The organism is Microbacterium luticellae, assembly GCF_050408645.1.
In the GTDB taxonomy this organism is placed as follows: Bacteria; Actinomycetota; Actinomycetes; order Actinomycetales; family Microbacteriaceae; genus Microbacterium.
The window spans coordinates 967,172-990,300 of sequence record NZ_JBNTKE010000001.1; the positions used below are offsets into that span (position 1 = coordinate 967,172).

The 23,129-nt window shown below is 60.8% G+C and carries 19 protein-coding genes; 10 read left to right on the forward strand and 9 right to left on the reverse strand.

What is annotated here, in order from left to right:
• Positions 1-46: 46 nt before the first annotated feature.
• Positions 47-1,813, forward strand: coding sequence for an acetyl/propionyl/methylcrotonyl-CoA carboxylase subunit alpha (locus ACQUSW_RS04815; RefSeq protein WP_428931105.1), 1,767 nt, complete (start codon positions 47-49; stop codon positions 1,811-1,813).
• Between the two features lie 170 nt (positions 1,814-1,983).
• Here the strand turns inward: ACQUSW_RS04815 and ACQUSW_RS04820 are convergent, their stop codons facing one another.
• Complete coding sequence (locus tag ACQUSW_RS04820) at positions 1,984-3,432, reverse strand: NAD(P)H-quinone dehydrogenase (RefSeq protein ID WP_428931106.1); 1,449 nt, start codon at positions 3,430-3,432, stop codon at positions 1,984-1,986.
• Positions 3,433-3,509: 77 nt separating this feature from the next.
• Here ACQUSW_RS04820 and ACQUSW_RS04825 point away from each other — a divergent pair, with 77 nt between their 5' ends.
• The 3 genes from ACQUSW_RS04825 to ACQUSW_RS04835 are packed head-to-tail and all read left to right on the forward strand — an operon-like array spanning position 3,510 to position 6,752.
• Positions 3,510-4,343 (forward strand): purine-nucleoside phosphorylase, encoded by an 834-nt coding sequence (locus ACQUSW_RS04825; protein WP_428931107.1) that lies wholly within the window; start codon positions 3,510-3,512, stop codon positions 4,341-4,343.
• Positions 4,340-6,013, forward strand: coding sequence for a phospho-sugar mutase (locus tag ACQUSW_RS04830; RefSeq protein WP_428931108.1), 1,674 nt, complete (start codon positions 4,340-4,342; stop codon positions 6,011-6,013). The genes ACQUSW_RS04825 and ACQUSW_RS04830 overlap by 4 nt, the downstream gene beginning before the upstream one ends.
• Positions 6,000-6,752: a TSUP family transporter gene (locus ACQUSW_RS04835; protein WP_428931109.1), complete on the forward strand. Its 753-nt coding sequence runs from the start codon at positions 6,000-6,002 to the stop codon at positions 6,750-6,752. Before ACQUSW_RS04830 ends, ACQUSW_RS04835 begins: the two co-directional genes overlap by 14 nt.
• A gap of 22 nt (positions 6,753-6,774) precedes the next feature.
• Here the strand turns inward: ACQUSW_RS04835 and ACQUSW_RS04840 are convergent, their stop codons facing one another.
• The 8 genes from ACQUSW_RS04840 to ACQUSW_RS04875 form a co-directional block, all read right to left on the reverse strand.
• Positions 6,775-7,896 carry an adenosine deaminase gene (locus ACQUSW_RS04840; protein WP_428931110.1) on the reverse strand — a complete coding sequence of 374 codons (1,122 nt, stop codon included), beginning with the start codon at positions 7,894-7,896 and terminating at the stop codon, positions 6,775-6,777.
• Positions 7,897-7,979: 83 nt separating this feature from the next.
• Complete coding sequence (locus ACQUSW_RS04845; protein WP_428931111.1) at positions 7,980-9,290, reverse strand: thymidine phosphorylase; 1,311 nt, start codon at positions 9,288-9,290, stop codon at positions 7,980-7,982.
• On the reverse strand, positions 9,287-9,685 hold the full coding sequence (locus tag ACQUSW_RS04850) for a cytidine deaminase (protein WP_428931112.1): 399 nt from the start codon (positions 9,683-9,685) through the stop codon (positions 9,287-9,289). Before ACQUSW_RS04850 ends, ACQUSW_RS04845 begins: the two co-directional genes overlap by 4 nt.
• A 57-nt stretch (positions 9,686-9,742) precedes the next feature.
• Positions 9,743-11,014, reverse strand: coding sequence for an ABC transporter permease (locus ACQUSW_RS04855; RefSeq protein ID WP_428931289.1), 1,272 nt, complete (start codon positions 11,012-11,014; stop codon positions 9,743-9,745).
• A gap of 11 nt (positions 11,015-11,025) precedes the next feature.
• Positions 11,026-12,294 carry an ABC transporter permease gene (locus ACQUSW_RS04860; RefSeq protein ID WP_428931113.1) on the reverse strand — a complete coding sequence of 423 codons (1,269 nt, stop codon included), beginning with the start codon at positions 12,292-12,294 and terminating at the stop codon, positions 11,026-11,028.
• The gene (locus ACQUSW_RS04865) at positions 12,291-13,796 is read right to left on the reverse strand and encodes an ABC transporter ATP-binding protein (protein WP_428931114.1); all 1,506 of its coding nucleotides are present in this window, start codon (positions 13,794-13,796) and stop codon (positions 12,291-12,293) included. Before ACQUSW_RS04865 ends, ACQUSW_RS04860 begins: the two co-directional genes overlap by 4 nt.
• A gap of 113 nt (positions 13,797-13,909) precedes the next feature.
• Entirely contained in the window at positions 13,910-15,016 is a 1,107-nt protein-coding gene (locus ACQUSW_RS04870; RefSeq protein WP_428931115.1) for a BMP family lipoprotein, read from the reverse strand.
• Positions 15,017-15,222: 206 nt separating this feature from the next.
• Positions 15,223-16,338, reverse strand: a complete 1,116-nt coding sequence (locus ACQUSW_RS04875) for a mannose-1-phosphate guanylyltransferase (RefSeq protein WP_428931116.1) — start codon at positions 16,336-16,338, stop codon at positions 15,223-15,225.
• Positions 16,339-16,697: 359 nt separating this feature from the next.
• Here ACQUSW_RS04875 and ACQUSW_RS04880 point away from each other — a divergent pair, with 359 nt between their 5' ends.
• The 6 genes from ACQUSW_RS04880 to ACQUSW_RS04905 all read left to right on the forward strand — a co-directional run bounded on the left by ACQUSW_RS04880 (position 16,698) and on the right by ACQUSW_RS04905 (position 23,128).
• Entirely contained in the window at positions 16,698-17,696 is a 999-nt protein-coding gene (locus tag ACQUSW_RS04880; RefSeq protein ID WP_428931117.1) for a hypothetical protein, read from the forward strand.
• Positions 17,697-18,325: 629 nt separating this feature from the next.
• Complete coding sequence (gene sdhC / locus ACQUSW_RS04885) at positions 18,326-18,748, forward strand: succinate dehydrogenase, cytochrome b556 subunit (RefSeq protein WP_428931118.1); 423 nt, start codon at positions 18,326-18,328, stop codon at positions 18,746-18,748.
• Complete coding sequence (locus ACQUSW_RS04890) at positions 18,748-19,194, forward strand: succinate dehydrogenase hydrophobic membrane anchor subunit (protein ID WP_428931290.1); 447 nt, start codon at positions 18,748-18,750, stop codon at positions 19,192-19,194. The genes sdhC and ACQUSW_RS04890 overlap by 1 nt, the downstream gene beginning before the upstream one ends.
• A gap of 3 nt (positions 19,195-19,197) precedes the next feature.
• Positions 19,198-21,024, forward strand: a complete 1,827-nt coding sequence (gene sdhA, locus ACQUSW_RS04895; protein WP_428931119.1) for a succinate dehydrogenase flavoprotein subunit — start codon at positions 19,198-19,200, stop codon at positions 21,022-21,024.
• Positions 21,024-21,803 carry a succinate dehydrogenase iron-sulfur subunit gene (locus ACQUSW_RS04900; protein WP_428931120.1) on the forward strand — a complete coding sequence of 260 codons (780 nt, stop codon included), beginning with the start codon at positions 21,024-21,026 and terminating at the stop codon, positions 21,801-21,803. The genes sdhA and ACQUSW_RS04900 overlap by 1 nt, the downstream gene beginning before the upstream one ends.
• A gap of 104 nt (positions 21,804-21,907) precedes the next feature.
• Positions 21,908-23,128 (forward strand): YihY/virulence factor BrkB family protein, encoded by a 1,221-nt coding sequence (locus tag ACQUSW_RS04905; protein WP_428931121.1) that lies wholly within the window; start codon positions 21,908-21,910, stop codon positions 23,126-23,128.
• Position 23,129 lies beyond the last annotated feature (1 nt).

Genomic DNA, 23,129 nt, shown 5'->3' on the forward strand with positions numbered 1-23,129 from the left:
CGAGGTCGTCAAAAATAATGCGGTTCGGCTCGATAGGCTGATGCCCATGCCGTCAATCGCCAAGGTCCTCGTCGCCAACCGCGGCGAGATCGCCGTCCGTATCATTCGCGCCGCCCGTGACAGTGGTATTGGTTCTGTCGCCATCTATGCAGACCAAGACCGCGACGCCATGCACGCCAAGCTTGCCGATGAGGCCTACGCTCTTGGCGGCACCACCAGCGCCGACACCTATCTGCAGATCGACAAGATTCTCTCGATCGCACGCCGCAGCGGCGCTGATGCCGTGCACCCCGGCTATGGCTTCTTAGCCGAGAACGCTGACTTTGCCCGCGCTGTTACCAACGCCGGCCTCATTTGGATTGGCCCCTCCCCCGAAGCAATCGAGGCTCTGGGAGACAAGGTCACCGCACGACAGGTTGCCGAGCGCGTGGGTGCGCCGCTGGCACCGGGCACACCAGGCCCGGTCGATTCTGCCGACGAGGTTGTTGCTTTCGCCAAAGAGTATGGTCTTCCGATCGCTATTAAAGCCGCCTATGGTGGCGGCGGCCGTGGCTTGAAGGTTGCGCGCGAATTCTCTGAGGTCGCCGAAATGTTTGAGTCGGCCACGCGCGAGGCCATCGCGGCGTTTGGCCGCGGCGAGTGCTTTGTTGAGAAGTACCTCGACAAGCCCCGCCACGTCGAAACACAGTGCCTGGCCGACGCCGAGGGCAACGTCGTGATTATTTCTACTCGTGACTGCTCACTGCAGCGCCGCCACCAAAAGCTTGTTGAAGAAGCGCCTGCGCCTTTCCTCAGCGACGAACAGAACCGCATTTTGTACGAGTCGTCGAAGGCGATCCTGCGTGAGGTCGGCTATGTCGGTGCCGGTACCTGCGAATTCTTGATTGGTGCTGACGGCACGATCTCTTTCCTCGAAGTGAACACTCGTCTGCAGGTGGAGCATCCGGTTTCTGAAGAGGTCACCGGCATTGACCTGGTGCGCGAGCAGTTCCGTATCGCGGCGGGCGGGGTACTTGACTACGACGACCCCCAACCTGAAGGACACTCGTTCGAGTTCCGTATCAACGGAGAAGACCCCGGCCGCGGATTCCTCCCCCAGCCTGGCCCCGTGCACAGCTTTGTCAGCGTGGGCGGCCCTGGCGTGCGTATTGACTCGGGAGTCACCTCGGGCGACGAAATTTCTGGCGCCTTCGACTCCCTGATCGCCAAAGTCATTGTCACCGGGCGCGACCGTGCCGAAGCGCTTGAGCGGGCTCGACGCGCGCTCGATGAGTTTGAAATCACCGGTCTGCCGACCGTTATCCCGTTCCACCGCAAAGTGGTGCGCGACGAAGCTTTTACCCGCGACGACTCCTTTGGCGTATACACGCGCTGGATCGAAACAGAGTTCGTCAACGATATTGCCCCGTGGGATGGTGAGCTCGAAGCACCATCAGCGCCCGAGCCGCGCCACACAGTGGTTGTCGAGGTTGCAGGCAAGCGCCTCGAGGTGAGCCTGCCCGATCGCGTGACCACCTCGCACTCAGGCACAGCGGGACGACCCGCCGCAGCACCACCAGCACGCCGCAGCCACGCGACGCAGGCCAACTCTGGGGCATCCGGAGACGCCGTTAAATCGCCGATGCAGGCAACAATCGTCAAGGTTGCCGTGGAAGACGGCCAGCAGGTTGTCAAGGGCGACCTGGTTGTCGTGCTCGAAGCCATGAAAATGGAGCAGCCGCTGCAGGCACATAAAGACGGTGTCGTCGGCAACATTCAGGCCGACCCAGGCACAACGGTAGCCGCGGGTCATCAGCTGCTCACTATTTCGTAGCCCGCGCGCCACGGCGATAGAGCAGGCGTGCTGTAGCAGGCGTAATGGGGGCCCGGCGTGGTAGAGCCGGGCCCCCATTTGCCTGACAGATTCTCATCTGTCAGACAAAAACCACCAAAAACGTCAGACAGATGAGAATCTGTCAGACAAGTGTCGGCCTCAACCGCCGCTCACGGCGCTACGAAGTCGTGGTGCATGGCGCGAGTAGCGTCGGTGATGCTGCCCGACAGCGACGGGTATGCGGCGAACACGCGCGACACCTGGTCGACGGTGAGTCGGCGTTCGACAGCCACAGCGATCGGGTAGATGAGTTCTGATGCCTTCGGGGCAACAATGACACCACCGATCACCGTGCCTGAGCCTTTTCGGGCAATCAGCTTGACGAAGCCGTCTTTGATGCCCATCATTTTTGCTCGCGGGTTGGCTGCCAGCGGCAGCTTGTACACAATACCGTCGGCCTCGCCGTCACGAACATCTTTTTCAGAGAAACCAACCGTGGCGATTTCGGGGGCCGTAAAAATATTGGCCGTGATTTTGCGCAGTTCGAGCGGAATCACGATGTCACCCAGTGCGTGGAACACGGCCGTGCGGCCCTGCATAGAGGCCACCGAGGCGAGGGGGAAGAAGTTAGTGCAGTCACCCACGGCATAAATGTTCGACACCGAGGTGCGAGCAACACGGTTGACACGAATATGACCTGATTCGTTCAGTTCAACACCGGCCTCTTCAAGACCAATATCGTGTGTGTTCGGAATAGACCCCACAGCCATCAGGCAGTGGCTACCCTCGACCGTACGGCCATCAGAGAGCGTCACGAGCACACCGTCGCCCTTGCGTTCGACGGTGTCGGCGCGCGACTTCGAAAGCACCTGCATGCCGCCGCGCTTAAATACCTGCTCGAGCACCTTGGCGGCGTCTTCGTCTTCACCGGGCAGCACCTGGTCGCGGCTGGAAACCAGCGTTACTTTGGCACCCAAGTTCATATAGGCCGAAGCAAACTCTGCTCCGGTCACGCCCGAACCCACCACAATCAGGTGCTCGGGCAGTGCTTTCATGTCGTACAACTGGGTCCACGTAAGAATACGTTCGCCATCGGGTTTAGCTGTGGGCAGTTCGCGCGGAGACGCACCCACGGCAACAACCAGGGTGTCGGCCTCGACGCGATCAAAGTCTGTGCCGCCCACGCTTGTAGACACAACAACAGCGTTCGGGCCTTCGAGCCGGCCATGGCCGGAAAGAATACGAACCCCGGCCTCCATCAGGGTCGAGCGCATGTCTTCTGACTGTTGTCCGGCAAGAGCCATCAGCCGCTTATTGACCGCGGCGAGATTAATGGCAATCTCGGGCTTAAGTGGTTTGCCCTTGGCGTCTTTGGCGTAAAACTGCACACCTAAATCAGAGGCCTCAGAAATAGCGACCGCTGCATCGGAGGTAGCAATGAGGCTCTTCGACGGCACCACGTCGGTGAGTACGGCAGATCCTCCCACCCCCACTCTTTCAATGAGTGTCACATCGGCGCCCTGCTGTGCTGCTGCCAGCGCCGCTTCGTACCCGCCGGGGCCGCCGCCAAGTACGGCGACGCTCTGTGTGCTCTCGAAGGTCTGCGTCATGGGTTCCATTCTCCCCCAGCACGACACGTTATGTATATTCGCGCGCCGGTATGGCACACGACGCTTCTGATTCCTAGAGTGGTTGCATGTCAGATATCACCATGAACCCTCTCGACGACGCATCCGCTGACCCTTTTGCGATCGCCGCAGAGGCCGCCGCCGACATTGCCCGCCTCTCGGGTGTCGAGCGGCACGATATTGCTCTTACCCTCGGTAGCGGCTGGGGTCGTGCGGCCGAACTGCTCGGCGAAACGATTGCCACCATTCCCGCCACCGATATCACCGGGTTTACGCGCCCCGCCTTAGATGGGCATGTGGGCACGGTGCGCAGCATCCGGGCACGCGATGGCCGCCACGTGCTCGTGATTGGTGCGCGCACGCACTACTACGAGGGATACGGGGTGCGCAGGGTTGTGCACTCGGTGCGCACGGCGGCAGCAACCGGCGCGTCGATCATGGTGCTCACCAACGGTGCCGGAGGCATCAAACCAACGTGGCAGCCGGGTCAGCCTGTGCTGATCAGCGATCACATTAACCTCACGGCCGATTCGCCGCTCGAGGGCGCGAATTTTGTTGACCTGACCGATCTGTATTCGCCACGGTTGCGGGAAATCGCCCGCAGTGTTGATTCGTCGCTCGATGAGGGCGTGTACTGCCAGTTCCGTGGCCCACACTACGAATCGCCCGCCGAAGTGCAGATGGCGCGCATTATTGGCGGCCACATCGTGGGTATGTCAACGGCGCTCGAAGCCATCGCGGCGCGCGAAGCAGGCATGGAAATTCTTGGTTTCTCACTCATCACTAACCTGGCGGCGGGTATTCAAAAAACCCCGCTCAGCCACGAGGAGGTCATTGAAGCTGGCCGCCAAGCAGAGCCCGTTATCAGCGACCTTTTGGCCCGCGTGATTGAGGCGCTATGACCGACGTTGAGGAGCTGTTGACGCAGGCACGAGCGTGGCTGCGGCAGGATCCGGATGCCCATACCCGCGACGAGCTCGCGGGGCTTGTCACCGGTGCGGGTGCCGGTGACAACAGTGCCCTGCGTGAACTGGCAAGTTGCTTTGCTGGGCGTCTCGCGTTTGGCACGGCGGGTCTGCGTGGAGCCCTCGGCCCCGGCCCGAACCGCATGAACCGAGTACTTGTGACGCAGGCTGCGGCGGGGCTCGCCGCCTATGTCAAAGAGCACACTCATGCAACGCCCACGATTGTGGTGGGGTATGACGGGCGCCGCAACTCACGCGTGTTTGCCTACGATTCGGCCGAGATCTTTGCCGGAGCCGGTATTCGCGCCATCGTATTGCCGCAGCTTTTACCCACTCCCGTACTGGCTTTTGCCGTGCGCCATTTTGGTGCCGACGCCGGGGTAATGGTGACGGCCAGCCATAATCCGCCGCAAGACAACGGATACAAGGTGTATTTGGGTGGGCCCGATCAGGGTTCGCAGATTGTGTCGCCGGCCGATGCACATATCGCTGCGCATATCGCGAGGGTCGCCGAATCAACCACGGTCGACCAGCTGCCACGGTCAACGGAGTTTACTGTTGCCGACGACACTGTCGTTGCCGAGTACATTGCCGCCACGGCTGCCGATGCCCGGGCTCCTGAAGGGGCTCACGGCCTGCGGTGGGCGTACACGGCCATGCACGGTGTGGGCTGGTACACGTTCGAACGCGTAATTCGCGCGGCGGGCTACCCGGCCCCGCGGGTGGTAAAAGAGCAAATCGACCCGGATCCGCTCTTTAGCACGGTCGCGTTCCCCAACCCCGAAGAGCCCGGCGCGATGGACCTTGTGCTCGCGCGGGCCCGGCAGACCGGCGCCGACCTCGCTCTGGCTCACGACCCTGATGCCGATCGCCTTGCGGTCGCTATCGCCGATTCATCGGCGCAGGGCGGCTGGCGACAGCTGACGGGTAACGAGGTGGGCCTCCTGCTGGGGCAGCGGGCTGCACAGCAGGCATCCGGAATTGAAGGGGCCTCACTGGCCTGCTCACTCGTGTCGTCTCCGGGCCTCGGCGCTATTGCCGAGCACTATGGTCTGGGTTTTCACGAGACCCTCACGGGCTTTAAGTGGATCTCTCGCGCACCCGGCATGGTATTTGGTTACGAAGAAGCACTCGGCTACCTGGTCAACCCGCATACGGTGCGCGATAAAGACGGTATTTCGGCGGCGGTGTCCATTCTGGAGCTCGCTGCTGCTGCCCGTATCGAAGGGCAGACGCTGGCCGATAGGTTGCAGGCGCTCACCGAGCTGATTGGTGCTTTTGCCAGCGGCCAGGTGTCGCTGCGGGTGGAACAGCTCGACACAATCGACACCATTATGCAGAGCCTGCGCGATAACGCCCCCACCGAATGGGGCGAGCGGCAGGTGGTGCGCGCCGACGACCTGGCGCATGCGCAAGGGTCGGTTCCGGCGGGCAATATTTTGCGCTATTACCTCGATGACGGCTCGCGCATTATTGTGCGACCCAGCGGCACCGAACCCAAATTGAAGGTGTATATCGATACGCGGGCGGAGTCGGCCGAGCAGGCCCGTGCGGCGGTGACGGAGCTTGAGTCAGCCGCTCAAGCGCTGCTGGATGCCCGTTCCTGAGGTCACGCCGCTGGCTGTCGCACTGGTGGCCCTGGCAGCGTTTGCTGCCGGGGTCGTCCAGCGTGTCACGGGTCTCGCCTACATTCTGGTACTACTGGGCCCCATTGTGCTTGTTTACGGACCCCACGAGGGCATTACCATCGCCGTCGCTCTGGCGATCATTGCCTCACTCGTGGCCGTATTTTCGGCGCTCGGCCATATTGACTGGGCACGCACCGGCTGGCTGCTGCTCGCCGGGGTCATCACCGCCCCCGCCGGAGCATTCATAACCCGGATGCTGCCCGAGGTCGCTCTGCTGTTTGTTATTGCCGCGATGGCCATTATTGCCCTGCTCGCGCCGCGTCTCACCCGATTTTCGCGTGCGCTGCATGGTCGGCGCGGTGCTGTTATTGCAGGGGCCACGGCAGGTTTTATGCACGCCTCCAGTGGACTCTCGGGGCCTGCGCTGGCCGCATTTGCCGTGGGCGACCGGTGGGACCAGCGCCGCTTCGCCGCCAGCGTGCAAATCGTTTTTCTCGGCTATGGCGTTGTCTCTGTTGCCCTGCGCGGCCTGCCCACCGCCCCGTGGCACGAGCTGGCGGTACTTGGCGCGGCAACGGCCGTGGGCATTCTTGTGGGTGCCTGGCTTGTCACACGCGTATCGATTGCGTTTGCTCGTGCAGCCATGCTTGCTTTTGCTTGGCTAGGCACGGCCGTCGTGCTCATTCGCGGTATTGTCGCGCTTATCCATGCGTTGTAACAGCGCTGCGGTGCGGCGACGTCTAGCTGTGCTGGGCGAAACCGGCAGCAATAATTTCGATAAGCTCTTCGCGCTCTTCGACCGCTAAAAAGGTACCGGCTGCGGCGTTGAATTGGAACATTTCGAGATCGTCGAGACCGTAACCAAAGGTGTCGACCAGTAGCGCGAGTTCACGTGTGAGTGAGGTTGCGCTCATGGTGCGGTTGTCGACGTTGACTGTCACGGCGAAACCCAGTTGGTACAGCAGGTCGAAGGGGTGGTCTACCAGTTCGCTCCCCCAGGCTGCCACGGCGCCTGTTTGCAGGTTGGATGATGGCGAAAGCTCGAGCGGTATCTCGCGGTCGCGCACCCAGCGTGCAACGTCACCAAACTCCACCTGCACTTCGTCGCCCTCGCGGTTCACCACCTCAAGGTCTTCAGCAATACGAACACCGTGCCCTAAACGCAGTGCACGGCCGTCAACGAGTGCCGAGCGGATCGAGTCGACACCGGCAGCTTCACCGGCGTGCACAGTGACAGGAAAAAAGTTCTCGGCCAGGTAGTCAAACGCTGCCCGATGGTTCGACGGCGGAAAGCCATCTTCTGGCCCGGCAATATCAAAACCAACGGCCCCACGACCGCGGTGGCGCACCGCCAGTTCAGCAATCTCGAGTGCCCTGTCGGTGTGCCGCATAGCGGTAATCAACTGCCCTACCCGGATGCTGCGCCCCGAGGCGTCGGCGGCAGCCTCAGCCTGGTCGATACCGGCCTGCACCGCCTCGACCGTCTCGTCGAGGGTAAGCCCCTGCGCCAGGTGCTGCTCGGGTGCCCACCGTACCTCGCCGTAGATAACACCGTCGGCGACGAGGTCTTCGACAAATTCGCGCGCGATACGTGTCAGTCCCTCACGGGTTTGCATGACGGCGGTGGTGAGGTCGAAAGTCTTCAGATATTCAACGAGCGAACCCGAGTTACTCTGCCGCGCAAACCATTCACCGAGAGCCTTCGCATCGGTCTCGGGAACATCGATGCCCTCTGCCTGTGCGAGTTCAATAATGGTGGCCGGGCGCACGGCACCGTCGAGGTGATCGTGCAGTGAAATCTTCGGCAGACCGCGCAGCGAGACGCCCGCTACCTTTGCATCGCCATGGGCATCGATCGACATAAGATCCTTCTCTCACAAAACAGTGCCCACCACAAACAGGCTGGCCGTAAACCGTGCTGGGTCGATCATCCAGCCTAAGCCACTCAGGCAGTAATTTTCTCGCGTATCAGCGGCCGCACATCGGGCCGTTCACGGGAGATGGTGCAGGCGTCTGCCGTCGCCTCCAGCGCGCGAGCAAAGCGCTCCGGATCATTGGCCGAGAGCGTGTACAGTGCGTCGCCGGGTTTCACGCTGTCTCCGGGCCGCACATGCAGATCAATACCGGCAGCATGCACCACCTGGTCGTCGGCGCGCGCCCGCCCTGCACCCAAACGCCAGGCACCGATTCCGAGCGCGAGGGCATCCAGGCCTGCCACGTAGCCGGCGTTTTCGGCAACGACCGTGTGGGTTTCGTTCGGGGTGGGCAGGGCGGCATCCGGGTCACCATCTTGCGCACGAATCATTGCCCGCCATACGTCCATGGCCTGGCCATTATCGAGCGCTGCTTCAACATCGGCATCCGGATGCCCCGCAAGGGCCAGCATCTCTCGCGCCAAAGCAACCGTCAGCTCACGCACATCGGCGGGGCCACCGCCCGCAAGTATCTCGACCGACTCGCGCACCTCGTTGGCATTACCAATGGCCAGCCCTAACGGCGCATTCATATCGGTCAGTAGAGCGGTGGTGGCTACGCCCGAGTCGGTGCCGAGCTCGACCATAGTGCGGGCGAGTTCACGAGCGCGGTCGATATCTTGCATGAACGCGCCGCTACCAAATTTGACGTCGAGCACGAGAGAATCGGTGCCCTCGGCGATCTTTTTCGACATAATGCTCGAGGCAATGAGCGGAATAGCTTCGACCGTACCGGTCACATCGCGTAGCGCATACAGGCGACGATCAGCGGGAGCAAGACCCGACCCGGCCTGACAAATCACAGCCCCCACGTCGCTGCGCAGCTGCGCCATCACCTCGTCGTTGCTGAGCGCCGCGCGCCATCCGGCAATCGACTCCAGCTTGTCGAGAGTGCCACCCGTGTGCCCCAGGCCACGGCCCGAAAGCTGCGGCACCGCCACACCAAAACTTGCCACGAGAGGCGCAAGAGGCAGCGTGATCTTGTCGCCCACACCGCCGGTGGAATGCTTATCGACCGTAGGTTTACCCAGGTCGGCAAAACTCATACGCTCACCCGACGCGATCATCGCATCGGTCAGCACACGAATCTCGGCACGCTCCATACCCCGCTGCACAATCGCCATCGCAAAAGAAGCCATCTGGGCATCGGAAACATAACCGCGCGTAAACGCATCAACCATCCACCGCAGTTCAGGTTCGGGCACCGCACCGCCATCACGCTTAATACGAATAACGTCAACGGCATCAAAAGGCTCTACAGCACCGCTCGCCGAGGCACTCATTGCACTTCCTCCAAATCACGCGGACCAAAAGCATCCGGCAACACCTGATCGATCGTACGAATACCCGACACCGTCTCCAGCAGCATTCCCTGCGCGGAATGTTCAAACAGCAACTGCCGACACCGGCCGCAGGGCATGATGGTCGACTCGTCGCCATTCACACACACAAAGGCCACCAGCTTGCCGCCGCCACCCATATGCAAATCGCCCACCAGAGCGCACTCGGCACACAAGCCCACACCATACGAGGCGTTCTCAACGTTGCATCCGGCGACAATACGACCATCATCAACGAGCGCCGCAGCACCCACCGCATAGCCCGAATAGGGCGCGTATGCCCGCCGCATAGCCGCCACGGCTGCCTGCCGCAGCCCCTGCCAATCTATGTTCGTCATACGGCCAGCCTTTCTTCTTCGGCATCCACCACCCGGCTCCGGATGCTGCGCGCCACGCTACGACTTAATGTATGGCTGTCCGTCGGCCGCCGGCGCCCGCGAACGACCCACAAGCCCTGCAACAGCAAAGATGGTGACGATATAGGGCAGCATGAGCATGAATTGGCTCGGCACCGGAGAACCAATAACCGACAGCACACCCTGCAGGTTGGTAGCAAACCCAAACAGCAGTGCCGCAAGCGTGGCGCGAACCGGATCCCACTTACCAAAGATCACAGCCGCCAGGGCAATAAAACCCGCCCCCGCAGTCATCTCGCGGTTAAACGACGGCACCGAAACGAGCGTATAAAACGCGCCACCCAGCCCCGCGATCGCACCCGCAATCATCATGTTGACATAGCGCGTGCGAGCAACATTAATACCCACCGTGTCGGCCGCCTGCGGGTGCTCGCCCACAGCGCGAAGGCGCAGCCCCCAGCGCGTGCGATACATACCGAACCACACGACAAACACCACCACATACATGATGTAAACAACCACCGTCTGGCGAAACAACACCGGGCCAATGAGCGGAATCTCGCTCAGCCCCGGAATCGCGATGCGCGAGAACGGGCGCGGCGAGTTCAGTGTTGCCGTGTTCGGTCCCAGCACCTGCCGGAACAAGAACGTCGTAAGCCCAATCACCAGCACGTTGAGCACAACACCCACGATCACCTGGTCGACGTAGTAGGTAATCGCGAAAACACTCAGCACCAGCGCCACCAGCACGCCCGCTGCCATCGCGGCCACCAGGCCCGCCCACGGCGTGCCCGTCATCGACGCCACCACAGCGGCGCTAAAAGCACCGGCCAGCAGCTGCGCCTCGATAGCAATGTTGACAACACCCGCGCGCTCGCCAATAACACCACCCAGGGCGCCAAAAATGAGCGGTGTCGCCAGCGCCAACGCACCCGCCAGCAGACCAATCATCGGCAGCGTGCCACCGGCCGATGCCCACGCCAAAAAGCCGATCAGCAGCACAACAACATACGCCGAAATAAGCCACAGCGGCATCGACCGGTGCTGGCGAGTAAACACAACAGAAATACCCACCAGCACAAACAGCAGCACCGCAGCCACCCACGCGGTCGGTGTCGAGGGAACAACCATCTCGGGTAGCTTGATGGCCTCATAGCCGGCAGTAAGACGGAAAGTGCTCACCCCCGCACGCGGAGCCAGCAGCGGCAACAGTGTAAACAGCACCGCAAAAATACCGAAGATCAGCGGTGCCTTCCACGACACCACGGCAACCGTGCGCGGCTGCAGTTCGGCCTCAGCCGGAGGAGTCATCGTTGACGTGCTCACGCGGCCACCTCCTTCTTCGCGGCGCGACGCGTTCGCCGCGGCTGACGGCCGGGCTGCGGAACACCAAACATCGCACGCACCAGCGGCGGTGCTGCAATAAACAGCACGATCAGCGACTGCACCACCAGCACAATCTCAATCGGCACACCCTGCGACGACTGCATGGCAAAGCCACCGGCCTTAAAAGCACCAAAAAGAATGCCGGCCGCCAAAATTCCCCACGGCGTCGACCGGCCCAGCAGTGCCACCGTAATCGCGTCAAAACCAATACCGGCATCGATACCCACGCTAAAACCACGCGGCTCGGTACCCAGAATCTGGCTGACACCGGCAATACCCACCAGGGCACCGGCAATCACCATGACGAGAAAATACATGCGCCCCACACTGATACCCGCCACCCGAGCGGCATCCGGGTTCTCACCCACCGCACGAAAACGGAAACCCAGACTCGAGCGCTCTAACAGCCACCACGTAAACACAACAGCCGCAAGAGCCAGCACAAACCCGGCATGCAACTTATACGACGGACCCAAAATTTGTGGAAGAACAGCGCTGTCTGCCATCGGCGACGTCTTCGGGTTGCTCGACCCCGGCGCCTGCAAAACGCCCTGCGTCGCCAGCATCCACGCCAAAAGATAAAACGCGATGTGGTTGAGCATGATCGTCACGATCACCTCATGCGCGCCCGTTCGCGCCTTCAACAAACCCGCAATACCCGCCCAGATCGCCGCCGCAACCATACCGGCCATAATCGCCGCAACCATGTGCAATGGAAAAGGCATATCCATCGCGGTCGCAACATAACCACCGGCAGCAGCAGCCATCAGCATCTGCCCCTGGCCACCAATGTTAAAAAGCCCCGCCCGAAAAGCGAGCCCTACACCGAGTCCCGCAGCAATCAGCGGCGTCGCAAACTTGAGCGTCTCTGTTAGCGGACGAATACCAATAGCAAAAGAATCGGCACGAAAGTTATAGACTGCGCCACGAAACAGCGCCACATACGCGCCCCACACGGCCTCCCAAATCGCGGCAAACGTGTCTTGCGGTCGAGCAAAGAAATAGCTCGCCGCAGCCTGCACCCGCTCATCGGTCGTCGCAATCATGATCGATCCGACAATGATCGCCGCAACCACCGCCAGCACAGACACCAGCGCATTACCGGTAATCACACGCTGCCATGCCTCACGCCACCGCGAAGGGGTGGGCGCAGAAGGCGCAGCATCCGGAGGCAACTGCTCAGAAACAGTCGGTGCCGTAGTCACGCCGCCACCTCCATACCAGCCATCATCAGACCCAGCTGCTCGCGCGGAGTATCACCGGGAACAATCCCCACGATGCGACCCCGATACATCACCAGAATGCGGTCGGCCAAAGCGGTCACCTCATCAAGTTCGGTCGAAATAACCACGACCGGAATACCGGTATCGCGGGTTTCAATAATGCGCTTGTGAATAAATTCAATCGAACCCACATCCACACCACGCGTCGGCTGCGCCGCCACAAACAACGACAGCTCTCGGCTCAGCTCACGCGCCAAAACAACCTTCTGCTGATTACCGCCCGACAACCGACCCGCCGCCTGAAACGGGCCCTGCGTACGAATATCGAACTCGTCGATCTTCTCGCGTGCAAACGTCTCTAGCAGCCGCCGCTGCACGGTACCCGCCTTCACAAAGGGCGCACCCACCGAACGGTCGAGCATAAGGTTCTCGGCGATAGAAAACTCTTTCACCAGACCATCAACACTGCGGTCCTCCGGCACAAAACCAACCCCGGCATCAAGAATCTCGCGCACCGAACGGCCCGCCAGCTCTTCACCATGCAACCGGATGCTCCCGGTCACATGATCACGTAGCCCCACCAACGCCTCTGTCAGCTCGGTCTGCCCATTACCCTGCACACCGGCAATAGCCAGCACCTCACCGCCACGCACCGCAAACGACGCATTGTCGACAAGCACGGTTCCTGCGGCATCCGACACCGTCAGGTCTTTTACTTCGAGAGCACGATCCGTGTAGGTTGGCGCATCTTTCGACACCGTCAACTCGACAGCACGACCCACCATGAGCGACGCAAGCTCCGCGTTCGACGCCTGCGGCGAAGCCTCCCCCACCACCTTGCCGAGCCGGATCACCGTAATACGGTCGGCAACCTCACGCACCTCACGCAGCTTGTGCGTAATAAACACGATGCCCGTACCCTGCTCTTTCAGCAGCCGCATCGTGCCCATCAACTCATCGGTCTCCTGCGGCGTGAGCACGGCCGTCGGCTCGTCAAACACAAGAAAACGCGCATCGCGCGACAGCGCCTTAATGATCTCTACCCGCTGCTGCACGCCCACCGGAAGATCTTCGACGAGGGCATCGGGGTCAACGTTAAACCCGAAACGATCAGAAATATCGCGCACTGTAGCCCTGGCCGCCTCAATATCAAGGCGACCACCAAACTTGGTCTTCTCATGCCCCAGCGCCACATTCTCGGCCACCGTAAACACAGGAATCAACATAAAGTGCTGGTGCACCATACCGATACCCGCGGCCATAGCATCGCCGGGGCCATCAAAGTTTTGCACCTCGCCATCAATGGCAATATCGCCCTCATCGGCCTCATACAGGCCGTACAGAACATTCATGAGGGTTGACTTGCCGGCGCCGTTCTCGCCCAGCAAACAGTGAATCTCACCCTCGTTCACCGTCAAGTCAATGTGGTCATTGGCCGTAAGCGCGCCGAACCTCTTTGTTATGCCGCGCAATTCAAGCTTCATGCAGGTGATCCTATTTCACTGCGACCGTGGCGATGCCACCCCGCATCCGGTTCCAAAACAGTACAGACGATTCGGGGAGGCCGACCTGGATCGACCTCCCCGAAATACGCAACCTAGTTGTCGAGATACGACTTGACGACGATCGTGCCGTCAATGATGTCCTGCTGGAGAGCCTCCACCTCGCTCATGAGAGCAGCATCGACTTTGTCGGCAAAGTTGTGCAGATCAGCGATACCCACGCCACCGTTCTCGAGCGTGCCCACATACGGCGTCGCATCAAAAGAACCGTTGGCGCTGGACATCACTGCCTCGTACGTCGAAACATCCATCTGCTTGAGCACCGAAGTCAACACGAAGTCTTGCGTGTTCGGGTCGGTCTCGAACAGGTCGGCGTCAACACCGATCAGCGCAACGTCGCGGTCAAGCTCCTTGATCGCCTGCAGAGCCGACTGGTAAACGGGGCCACCAACAGGCATCAGCACGTCAACACCCTGGTCAAGAATGTTCACAGCCGTGTTCTTGGCGTCCTGGTTAGCTTCGAAGCCACCCGTGAACGAACCACTGCTGCCGTCCCAGCCAAAGACCTGCACCGACTTACCGTTGACCTCGTTGTAGTGGTCAACACCCTGCTTGAAGCCGTCCATGAAGATTGTCACGGTCGGGAACTCCATGCCACCGAACGTGCCAACCTTGCCTGCCTCCGAGAAACCGGCCGACAGGTAGCCCGCCAAGAATGCGGCCTCAGCCGTGTTGTACAGCAGCGGCTTGATGTTCGGAGCATCGGTCTCGCCATCGAAATCATTGTCGGCGGCATCGTCAACGATGATGTAGTCGATCTCAGCGTTTGCCAGAGCCGAATCAACCGTGGCCTCCGACAGAGCAAAACCGACAGCAACAATAGCGTTGCAGTTTTCGGCCACGAGGCTATCCATGTTGGGGCCGTAGTCGGTTTCAGCGTTCGACTCAACAGGCTTCAGTGGAACACCAATTTCGTCGGCGGCCTTCTCGGCGCCCTCAAACGACAACTGGTTGAACGACTTGTCGTCAAAACCGCCCATGTCTGAAACGATGCAGGGCAAAAAATCGCTGGCTTCCGGAGCCGCGGCGTTATCGTCGCCCGTGTTCGGGGCTTCGGGTGCCTGACCGCAACCGGTCAGAGCCAGGGCAACACCGGCGACAACAGCCACACCGGCGAGCTTCTTACGGATGGAGATGGTCAACTCGGCCTCCCTAAAGACACCCGCGCCCATCGCGGGTCGATCAAAGTTACCCAGTGTTACGCGCTTCGCGCATCTTTACCACGCCAGAGAGCACGAAAGGTTACATATCTGCAATATGAACGCCCGGTTATGTGGCCTTTTTCTACAAAAACCGTGTGCGGCAGTGCGAGCATGGCGGGCCTATGCCCACGTGAGCGACAGTCAAGTTAGAGAACGTCGCCACGGCCGGTCACCTTGAGCGATTCGACCACGCCCTTGACGCGCTGTGCATGCTCGGTTGTCGTTACCAGCAAAGCATCCGGAGTATCAACCACCACAATGTCTTGCACACCCACGAGACTAATCACGCGTGTCGTCTGGCTCACGAGAATGCCACTCGCGGCATCCGAAAGCACTCGCGCCCGCGGACCCAAAACGGCCAGCTCATTTTTGCGGCCGCTGCTAATGAGTTTCGTCAGCGAAGCAAAATCGCCCACGTCATCCCAATCAAAGTGTCCGGGAACCACGGCAAGCTTGCCTGTCTTTGCCGCAGGTTCCGCGACCGCATAATCGATCGCAATCTTCGGCAGACGGGGCCAAATACGGTCAACAGCGGGACCGCGACGGTCACGGTCGTCCCACGCCTCGGCCAGCTCCGTCAAGCCCTCATACAGTTCGGGCTGCTGTCGCCGAAGCTCATCCAGCAATACTTCTGCCTTTGCAATAAACATGCCCGCGTTCCACAAATACGAGCGGTCACTGACATATTCGCGCGCTGTCTCCAGATCGGGTTTTTCCACAAAACTGTCCACGAGTGCTGCCTCACGAGCACCCTCCACAACAAGCTCTTCTCCGCGCTTGATATACCCGAAGCCCACAGCCGGTTCCGTCGGCGAAATACCGATCGTGCAGATATACCCCTCCCGGGCAACCTCAACCGCGTCACGCACCGCAAACTCAAAAACCCTCGTGCCCCGAATCACATGGTCAGCACTAAATGAACCAATAATGACGTCGGGGTCACGACGGTAAAGAATCGCGGCGGCCAAACCAATCGCCGCCGCTGACTCGCGAGGCTCCGACTCAAGAAAAACGTTGTGGTCGGGGATACCGGGCAGTTGATCTTCGACCGCAGCTCGGTGGGCACGGCCGGTCACCACCGCAATACGGTCACGCCCCGCGAGCGGCTCCAGTCGATCCCACGTATCGCGCAGCAACGACTGCCCCGACCCGGTCAGGTCGTGCAAAAACTTCGGCGCATCGGCCCGCGATAGCGGCCACAACCGGCTACCAATGCCCCCGGCAGGGATCACCGCATAAAAATTGGGAATCGCACTGTGCATGCACCCACAGTAGCCGGGCCTCGCCCCTCGCACGCTCGCACGCCTCGCCGCTTGTCGGGTTCCTTCTTGCCTCTTCCGCGTTACTCGTCCGCACTCTTCCGCCACCGGGCACAACACGCCGTTACCAGTGACCACCGAGCGGCATGTCCTGACCGGTCGCACACACGCCCACCTACACCCCACCCACCACCGGGCGCAACACGCCGCCACCCCCGCACGCCCCACGGCGTTTCCTGACCGGTCGCGCAGGTGCACGGCCGGGCGCGCGCGATTCGTCCACAATTCACTGCGCGACCGAGTTGTGCACCGTCTGCAGCATCCGGAGTCGCCTTCTTGCGCCGCCCCGCCACCATGAAGTTATGTCGCCTGCCCCTGCACCGCTTCCTCTGCATTTGCCGCGCACTTTTTCTGTGCAGCAGGGTCTCTTAGCGGGGGTTTCTACCGCACGTCTGCGGCGCGGCGATCTCGAAAAACCATTCCATGGGGTCCGGATGCTGCGCGCCGCAGCCTCCCCGGTCCATGCGTCCACCGCGGATGTCCGCGGCGAACCGGAATCGGCGTACGTCGACGATCAGCATGTGCGCATCCGAGAATTAGCTCGCGCCTATGCCACGGTCATGTCTCGTGACGCCTTTTTTGTCGATGAAACAGCGGCCGTCCTCCACGGTCTGCCATGCCCACACGGTGATGCGCTGCATGTGGGTGTGCATGATCCTCACCGTCCGCCGCGCTCGCAAGGAGTGCGAGGCCGCCGCGTTGCGCCCCACCTCGCACGCATCACGACCGTCGACGACCTACCGTTGGCCGACGCGGCGTCGACCTGGGCAATGCTGGGGCGCAGTCTCAGCACCCGGATGCTGGTGATTCTCGGTGACGCGATAGTCAACGTGCCCCGCGACGCCACCACACAGCATCTCGTCGAACAGCAACGTGCGAGCATCGATGACCTGCATGAAATCGTCAACAGTGCGAATCGGCCCGGAAACCGGCGACTGCGTGCTGCCCTCCACCATATTCGGGTGGGCAGTGGATCACCGCTAGAAACCGACTATCGCCTGATCGCTGCCACAGCAGGCCTACCCGAACCCCAGCTCGACGTCGAAATTCGCGGCGATAATGGCCGCCTGCTCGGAATTGCCGACATCGCCTACCCGGAACACCGCACTCTTGTCGAAATAGAAGGCGATCACCATCGCGTCCTGCGCAAGCAGTGGCAGCGCGACATCGAAAAACATTCGTCATATACCGCGGCCGGCTGGACTCTCTTGCGCCTAGGGCACCTGCAGATTCGTCACGAACCACACCGTGCCATAGCACTCGTGCGGCAAGCCCTCCGGTTGCGGGGATGGAAGCAATAGAGACGCTGTAGCGCGGTCGCCGAACAGGGAGTTCTTTGCTCCACACCGGATGCTGCACGTCACGCCGGACGCTGCACGCTTCCACACCGGATGCTGCACGTCGTACCGCCGCTGTATGTCGTACCGTTGCGCTTCGACGCAGTCTCGTGTGCTTTTCGCGGCGTTTCTCTCGCGCCCGGGCACAACACGCCGTTATCGGTGATCGCCTAGCGGCATGTCGTGACCGGTCGCGCACACGCCCACCCACACCCCACTCGCCACCGGACACAACACGCCGTCACCCGTGATCGCCTAGCGGCATGTCGTGACCGGTCGCACACACGCCCACCCATACCCCACTCGCCACCGGACACAACACGCCGCCGCCAGCGCACACGCCACGGCATGTCGTGACCGGTCGCGGAAGGAAGGAAGTGACACAACCGGCCGCGGAAGGAAGGAAGGCAGGCAGGAAGGCAGGAAGCGAACGGTTCGGGGCGTAAAGACTCAGTGAAACGTGCAATATATCCACAGAAACACGTGCTTAGGTGGGCCTTGGTCGCTCTCAGCCGCTTGACAGGAATAGGATGGGAGAGATCGGGCGCGCCGCTGCGCGCATGCCGACCTCGCATCGATCAGGGAGGACGCACGTGTCCGCAAGCACTCGCTTGGCACCGTCGATTCCGGAAACCACCTCAAAATCACCCCGTGGAACCCTCTACCGAGGGACCGAAGGGATGTGGTCGTGGGTGCTTCACCGGATCACGGGAGTTGCCATTTTCTTCTTCCTACTGGTGCACGTCCTTGACACCGCACTCATTCGGGTTTCGCCCGAGGCATACGACGCAGTCCTCGGCACATACAAGAACCCGATTATGGGCGTTGGCGAGGTCGTGCTGGTAGCCGCCATCGTGTTCCACGCGATTAACGGGCTGCGCATCATCCTTGTTGACTTCTGGTCTAAGGGTGCGCGTTACCACCGTCAACTGTTCTGGGGTGTCCTTGCCGTATGGGTCGTGCTTATGGCCGGCTTCACGCCTCGTCACCTCATGAACGTATTCGGAGGCGAATGATGACTGCTACAGCGACCGCACCCGCTGCGCGCCGTCAGCGCAGATTCAATATTGAAAAATGGGGCTGGCTGTTCATGCGTGGCTCCGGTGTGCTACTGATCGTTCTGATCTTCGGACACCTTTTCGTCAACCTTCTGGCCGGAGACGCAGGAATTCACGTTCTTGACTTTGCCTTCGTGGCAGGAAAATTTGCCACGCCGTTCTGGCAGTGGTGGGACGTCATCATGCTGTGGCTTGCTCTCATCCACGGCGCAAACGGAATGCGCACGATCGTCAACGACTATGTGCAGTCTCCCGGCATCCGCAAAACGCTGGTGTGGGCACTCGGCCTTGCCGCCGCACTGCTCATCGTGCTCGGCACCCTCGTCGTTTTTACCTTCGACCCCTGCAACGGTGTGTTTGAAGATGGTGCGATGTGGGAAGCATGCCAGGCCCTAGCGAACTAACGAATGACAAGTAAGGCAGCGACAGTGACCACCCAAACCCAGGACTCCGTTATTCGTGACGGCGTTCACTACCACGAATTCGACATCGTTATTGTTGGCGCTGGTGGCGCCGGCATGCGGGCCGCGATCGAAGCAGGCCCCGGCGCACGAACCGCGGTGATCAGCAAGCTCTACCCCACCCGTTCACACACGGGCGCCGCACAGGGCGGTATGGCCGCAGCGCTGGCCAACGTCGAAGAAGACAACTGGGAGTGGCACACCTTTGACACGGTCAAAGGTGGCGACTATCTGGTTGACCAGGACGCCGCAGAAATTCTTGCTAAAGAAGCTATCGACGCGGTCATCGACCTCGAAAACATGGGGCTGCCGTTCAACCGCACGCCCGAAGGCAAAATCGACCAGCGTCGATTCGGTGGCCACACCGCCGAACACGGCAAGACTCCCGTGCGCCGCGCCTGCTATGCAGCCGACCGCACCGGCCACATGATTCTGCAGACCCTGTTTCAGAACTGCGTGAAACTCGGTATCAACTTCTTCAACGAGTTCTACGTGCTCGACCTCATCACGGTCAAAGACGCAGACGGCGCCACCCAGGTGGCTGGCGTTGTTGCCTACGACCTGGCCACCGGCGACCTCCACGTCTTCCACTCGAAATCGGTCGTTTTTGCCACGGGCGGATTCGGCAAGATCTTCAAGACCACCTCGAACGCCCACACCCTCACCGGTGACGGCGTCGGCATTGTATGGCGCAAGGGTCTCCCCCTCGAAGATATGGAGTTCTTCCAGTTCCACCCGACAGGCCTGGCAGGCCTCGGCATTCTTCTGACCGAGGGGGCCCGCGGTGAAGGTGCGATTCTTCGTAACGCCTCGGGTGAACGCTTCATGGAGCGATACGCGCCCACTATTAAAGACCTCGCACCACGTGACATCGTGGCGCGATGCATGGTGCAAGAGGTTGCCGAAGGGCGCGGTGCGGGCCCGCACAAAGACTATGTGTACCTCGACTGCACGCACCTGGGTGCAGAGGTACTCGAAACAAAACTGCCCGACATCACCGAATTCGCGCGCACCTACCTCGGTGTAGACCCCGTGGTCGAGCCTGTTCCGGTGATGCCCACGGCCCACTACGCCATGGGCGGCATCCCCACCAACACCAACGCCGAAGTACTCGCCGACAACGACACCGTTGTTCCTGGCCTGTACGCAGCCGGTGAATGTGCCTGTGTTTCGGTGCACGGCGCCAACCGACTGGGCACGAACTCGCTGCTCGACATCAACGTCTTTGGTAAACGCGCAGGGCGCAACGCCGTCGAATATGTCAAGACGGCAGAGTTTGTGCCGCTGCCCGAAGACCCCGCCAAAGAGGTGCGGGAAATGCTCGAGGGCCTACGCGAAAACCAGGGTACGGAACGCATCGCCACGCTGCGCCGCACACTGCAAGAAGAGATGGACCGCGGAGCACAGGTGTTCCGTACCGACGAGTCACTCACGCACGTCATGGGTGTCATCGAAGATCTGCGCGAACGCTACAAGAACGTGCACGTCGACGACAAAGGCCGTCGCTTCAACACCGACCTACTCGAAGCCGTCGAGCTCGGATTCCTGCTCGACATTGCAGAGGTTGTTGTCTACGCCGCCCGTAACCGCAAGGAAAGCCGTGGCGGCCACATGCGCGACGACTACCCCGAGCGCAATGACGAAAAATATCTGAAACACACGATGGCGTACCTGAGCGGTGACCCCCACTCAGCCGATGCCACCGACCACATCACACTCGACTGGAAGCCCGTCGTCATCACGAACTACCAGCCCATGGAGAGGAAGTACTGATGTCTACTGCACTTGTCGATCCGAACGCTGTTGGCGAGATCGCCGCCGAGACCGAAACACCCGTGCAATCGTATCTGGTCACGTTCATCATCCGCCGCTTCGACCCCGAGGTCGACGAAGAACCGCGCTGGGTTGATTACGATGTTGAGCTTTACGACACAGACCGAGTTCTCGATGCGCTCCACAAGATCAAATGGGAAGTCGACGGTTCGTTGACCTTCCGTCGCTCCTGCGCTCACGGTATTTGTGGCTCCGATGCGATGCGTATCAATGGTCGCAACCGTCTGGCCTGCAAGACACTGATTAAAGACCTCGACATTTCAAAACCCATCTATGTCGAAGCGATTAAGGGTCTTCCGCTCGAAAAAGACCTTGTTGTCGACATGGAGCCGTTCTTCGCGTCCTACCGCGAAATTCAGCCGTTCCTTGTTGCCAACAGCACGCCCGAGAAGGGCAAGGAGCGCAAGCAGACGATCGCCGAGCGCGCTATTTACGACGACACCACCAAGTGCATTCTGTGTGCGGCGTGCACCTCGTCGTGCCCCGTGTTCTGGACAGACGGCCAATACTTTGGCCCGGCCGCAATCGTTAACGCTCACCGGTTTATCTTCGATTCCCGTGACGACAACGCTGATGTTCGCCTCGACATCCTGAACGATAAAGAGGGCGTGTGGCGCTGCCGCACCACTTTCAACTGCACCGAGGCCTGCCCTCGTGGCATCGAGGTGACCAAGGCGATCGCCGAAGTGAAGCAGGCGATTCTGCGCGGGCGCCCATAGAGTTCGGTATCAACTGCGGTTAGAAGCATCCGGATACGCCGGGTCGACACTGCGTCGGCCCGGCGTTATGGTTCTCTACCGTCAAGCAACGGAGGGGTCATCAGGTGACTGACCAGGGTTCAACGGCCCCCGCCTACGCCGCAGCCGTTGATAAAGCCGCAGCTCTCACGCGGCGAACACTCCAGTTCTTTCCCATTCGTGTTGTGCAGCACTTTCAGCAGCGCAACGGGATGCTGCTCTCGGCTGGGATGAGCTACCAGGGCCTGTTTGCCCTGTTCGCCCTGCTGTACATTGCGTTTGCGGCCGTGGGTATTTGGCTGGGCGGTAGTACCACGGCTATCACCGCCATCATCGATATCGTCAACTCTTATGTGCCGGGGCTCATCAGTGACACCGGTATTGCCGAGCCGGATGACGTTATATCGCTCACGCGCGATCTGTCGAGTCTGCTGTGGGTAACCGCTGCTATCGCGATCGTGGCGGCGTGGTGGACTGCAATGACCGCCGTCACCTACACGCGTCTTGCCGTGCGCGATATTTTTGGTTTGGCGCCCGATACCCGCAACTTTGCGATCCTTAAGGTGTATGACTTCGCCTCGGCGGTTTCTTTCGGGCTGGCGCTGCTTATTGGTGCCGCGCTGAGCGTTGCGGGCGTGTGGGCTCTCACGTTTATTTTCGAGCTGCTCGACTGGAGCATGACTCACTGGATTTATTCGGTCGGTGTCCGGTTGTCATCGACCCTTGTTGCTTTTGCTATCGACACGCTGGCGTTGGCGATGCTCATGCGTTTTCTCGCGGGCACGTCGATTCACTGGCGCACCATCTGGCCCGGCGCTGCCTTGGGCGGTGGCGCAATTGTTGTTTTGCAGTTGGCTGCCGGTCTGCTGCTGTCAAACACGCCCAGCAACCCGCTGTTAGCCACGTTTGCTGTGATCATCGGTCTGCTGTTGTGGTGCCGCTGGATCGCGATGGTGGTCTTATTGGCGGCCGCGTGGATTGCTACGACAGCGCGTGATCGTGACCAGCCGCTGACAGAAGAAGAGATGCTGGACCAAAAGTTTGCGCACCAGCGGGCCCTGGTATTGGCGGCGCGGGTGCAGCTCAACCGCGCGCAGTCGACGGCGGCGCGCGCGCACTGGTGGCAAAAGGTGCGGGCACGCCGTTTCTTACGCCACGCCGAAGAAATCTGGTGGACCACCGTTGCCGATGCCCGCGCCGCGGGTCTCGACGTTGATGCCTATGTGCGCAGCCTCAAAAAGGCAGAGGTTATTGATGTTCCGGATGCTGCGTTACCGGTGGGCAGCGCAACCCGAGGCCGCCGTTAGG

Bases quoted from the DNA above. Each gene is read 5' to 3' on its own strand.
- ACQUSW_RS04815 (WP_428931105.1), top strand. From the start codon at position 47: ATGCCGTCAATCGCCAAGGTCCTCGTCGCCAACCGCGGCGAGATCGCC.
- ACQUSW_RS04820 (WP_428931106.1), bottom strand. From the start codon at position 3,432: ATGGAACCCATGACGCAGACCTTCGAGAGCACACAGAGCGTCGCCGTA.
- ACQUSW_RS04825 (WP_428931107.1), top strand. From the start codon at position 3,510: ATGTCAGATATCACCATGAACCCTCTCGACGACGCATCCGCTGACCCT.
- ACQUSW_RS04830 (WP_428931108.1), top strand. From the start codon at position 4,340: ATGACCGACGTTGAGGAGCTGTTGACGCAGGCACGAGCGTGGCTGCGG.
- ACQUSW_RS04835 (WP_428931109.1), top strand. From the start codon at position 6,000: ATGCCCGTTCCTGAGGTCACGCCGCTGGCTGTCGCACTGGTGGCCCTG.
- ACQUSW_RS04840 (WP_428931110.1), bottom strand. From the start codon at position 7,896: ATGTCGATCGATGCCCATGGCGATGCAAAGGTAGCGGGCGTCTCGCTG.
- ACQUSW_RS04845 (WP_428931111.1), bottom strand. From the start codon at position 9,290: ATGAGTGCCTCGGCGAGCGGTGCTGTAGAGCCTTTTGATGCCGTTGAC.
- ACQUSW_RS04850 (WP_428931112.1), bottom strand. From the start codon at position 9,685: ATGACGAACATAGATTGGCAGGGGCTGCGGCAGGCAGCCGTGGCGGCT.
- ACQUSW_RS04855 (WP_428931289.1), bottom strand. From the start codon at position 11,014: ATGACTCCTCCGGCTGAGGCCGAACTGCAGCCGCGCACGGTTGCCGTG.
- ACQUSW_RS04865 (WP_428931114.1), bottom strand. From the start codon at position 13,796: ATGAAGCTTGAATTGCGCGGCATAACAAAGAGGTTCGGCGCGCTTACG.
- ACQUSW_RS04875 (WP_428931116.1), bottom strand. From the start codon at position 16,338: ATGCACAGTGCGATTCCCAATTTTTATGCGGTGATCCCTGCCGGGGGC.
- ACQUSW_RS04880 (WP_428931117.1), top strand. From the start codon at position 16,698: ATGTCGCCTGCCCCTGCACCGCTTCCTCTGCATTTGCCGCGCACTTTT.
- ACQUSW_RS04890 (WP_428931290.1), top strand. From the start codon at position 18,748: ATGACTGCTACAGCGACCGCACCCGCTGCGCGCCGTCAGCGCAGATTC.
- sdhA (WP_428931119.1), top strand. From the start codon at position 19,198: ATGACAAGTAAGGCAGCGACAGTGACCACCCAAACCCAGGACTCCGTT.
- ACQUSW_RS04900 (WP_428931120.1), top strand. From the start codon at position 21,024: ATGTCTACTGCACTTGTCGATCCGAACGCTGTTGGCGAGATCGCCGCC.